The sequence below is a fragment of the Halomonas sp. BM-2019 genome, from assembly GCF_017584085.1.
Window position 1 is genome coordinate 2230153 of sequence record NZ_CP071922.1, and the last position, 2795, is coordinate 2232947.

Genomic DNA, 2795 nt, shown 5'->3' on the forward strand with positions numbered 1-2795 from the left:
CAAGATCAACTTAATAACAAAGTGTGTGGGGGAGAGGTTAAGTACCACTCCCCTTCGGGGACTAACCATCCATTGCAGGGGTTCAATGGATGAGGAACCATGTTAGGAGGATGGTTCCTAACAATGCATTTCGTTTCATAAGTAACCGAAGCCATTTCAAGTGAACGTGTGGTTTCTCCACTCGAAATTCAGGGAAAACCGATTGAGAACAACGTGGACTTGCGTGCGCGCAATGTTTGCAATCTTCTATATACGTCCATGCATGGAAAAATGCTCGTGCTCGTCCTAGCAATTCGAAACGGAAGGATCTACGCAATGTTTTCAGAAGCATGTCCAACGCATGTCCATTCTTATTCGTGAAATATTCCTCGGGCGTACATCTAACCCACCGTCGGGGTGTAATGGTGCAACGAGCAAAGACACGCGCAATTTCGAAACGTTGCGTCCTAGTCCCAGGATTTTTGACGATCCAATCTCTCGCGCGTCTATCGACGGAGAGACAAATTCTTTCTTGTTTCTCGCTTTCTCGTGGAAGGCGAGCGTACCGTGCATCGTTCCAGGCACGCACTGTTCCGCACGTCCATGCGTTGCGCTCGCCATCGCACGACACAACGGTCTCGTTCGTGGATTCCATGACATCACGTGACCTTCGTCACGTCCCACGTGACCGCCGAATTCCTCGACGCACCCTCCACTATTCCCACGACCGGACGGATCCTCGCCTGTCCCAAACTCCCGTCCTTCTGCCATGACCCGTCGAGGACGTCGTTCGCCCCCTCGCGTTAACCTCGATGTTTCCTCTCTCAAGCCCTGACGAATCGTTCGGTTAAGCTTCGAGTTAAGTCGATTCGGTTGGGACCAGCCGCCGCCAGGCCGCGAATTCTTCTTCATTTCTTCGTGGTCTTTCTTGCACGTGCGCGCGTCTCTCTCGTCTCCACGACGTGCTCAGGAGCCTCGAAGAGGCGACCAGCGAGCGCAGGAAGCGTGGCACTCGCTGTTGGAAGCGAAGGGTGGACACCACCCGCGACCTGGTCCCAGAGTTGGGCTGAAACCGTGCATCGGAGAGTGGTGTGCAAAGGTGGGAAAGCACAGGTGGAAAGCTTGCAGCAGGTAAAGACATCGATTGAAAGCAGCGAGGAACCATGCAGGCTTTGAGAGCTCCAGTGAAGCTGCCCAACGGGCGCAAGGTGCAGTGTAGGAAGGTGCAGTGTGCAGCGCAAGGAGCTACCAAGGGGGAGGTGAAAAAGGTGGTCCTGGCTTACAGCGGCGGATTGGACACGTCGGTGATCCTGAAATGGCTGCAGGACGAGTACCAATGCGAGGTGGTGACGTTCACTGCGGATCTGGGACAAGGCGAGGAGCTGGAACCTGCCAGGCAGAAGGCGGAGCAAATGGGCGTGAAGGAAATCTTCATCGACGACTTGCGCGATGAGTTTGTGAGAGATTATGTCTTCCCCATGTTCCGTGCGAATGCGGTGTACGAAGGTGTCTACCTTCTGGGAACCTCCATTGCCAGACCTCTCATTGCAAAGCGGCAGATAGAGATAGCCAAAATGGTGGGAGCAGATGCCGTTGCGCACGGTGCAACGGGCAAAGGGAATGACCAAGTCCGGTTCGAGCTTGGCTACTATGCACTCAAGCCAGACATTAAAGTGATTGCCCCCTGGCGAGAGTGGGATCTTAACTCGCGTACCAAGCTTTGTGGCTATGCGGAAGCAAAGGGTATTCCAGTGCCAGACTCCAAACGCGGAGAGGCCCCTTACTCCACCGATGCGAATCTCCTTCACATTTCTTACGAAGGCAATGCTCTTGAAGACCCGTGGGTGGAACCAGATGAAAGCATGTTCACGCGCTCTGTGAGCCCTGAAGCAGCACCAGACAAGCCTACCTACGTGGAAATCGAGTTTAAGAACGGTGATCCAGTTGCTATTGACGGGAAAGAGCTTGGGCCAGCTGATCTCCTCACCAAGCTCAATCAGCTGGGTGGAGACAACGGCATTGGTCGTATCGACATTGTGGAGAGCCGCTTTGTTGGGATGAAGTCTCGTGGAGTGTACGAAACGCCAGGGGGGACGGTGCTTCTCCATGCTCACCGTGCGCTTGAAAGCATCTGCCTGGACCGCGGGGAGGCACATTTGAAAGACGAGCTTATGCCCAAGTATGCAGAACTGATTTATAATGGGTTCTGGTTCAGCCCAGATCGCGAGATGCTCCAGGCTGCCATTGATGCTACACAAAAGAGTGTGAATGGTTTGGTTCGTCTAAAGCTTTACAAGGGGAATGTCATTGTGGTTGGACGCAAGTCTGCTGCCAGTCTGTACGATGATAAAGTTGCTTCCTTTGAAGATGATGGTGGTGCGTACGATCAAAAGGATGCTGCTGGATTCATCAAGCTCCAGGCCTTGCGCCTTCGCACCTTGGCCACAGGTAGACAACTCATCGACCTTGGGGATGCGTGAGCAATTCGCTCACAGCGCAGCGAATTTCAAGCTGCGGATTGAAATAAATGCCGAATATGAACATGGTGATTTCTGCAACCCTTTGCAAGCACGACAGCCCACGTGCGACAAAAATAAACTATTCTGCTCCGAAAATTGAGTGCAACAGTCCAGCATCACAACCAGGGAATCAGACCCACGCAATGGCCTTCACCCACTGTATCTCTCACGGAGCCCCTCCGGCGGGAGCTGCGACATGATGTCAGGATTTTTTTCCAGGTATTCTCTCAGCGTGGTCTTTCTATCACACAGAAATGTACAATCGAGGAAGTTATCTTCGATTTCTTTGCCCAAGAA

1 protein-coding gene is annotated in these 2795 nt (G+C 52.9%); it reads left to right on the forward strand.

The features are described from left to right. The first annotated feature begins 1238 nt into the window (after positions 1-1238). Complete coding sequence (locus J5F18_RS11085) at positions 1239-2459, forward strand: argininosuccinate synthase (protein WP_346298701.1); 1221 nt, start codon at positions 1239-1241, stop codon at positions 2457-2459. Positions 2460-2795: the final 336 nt, after the last annotated feature.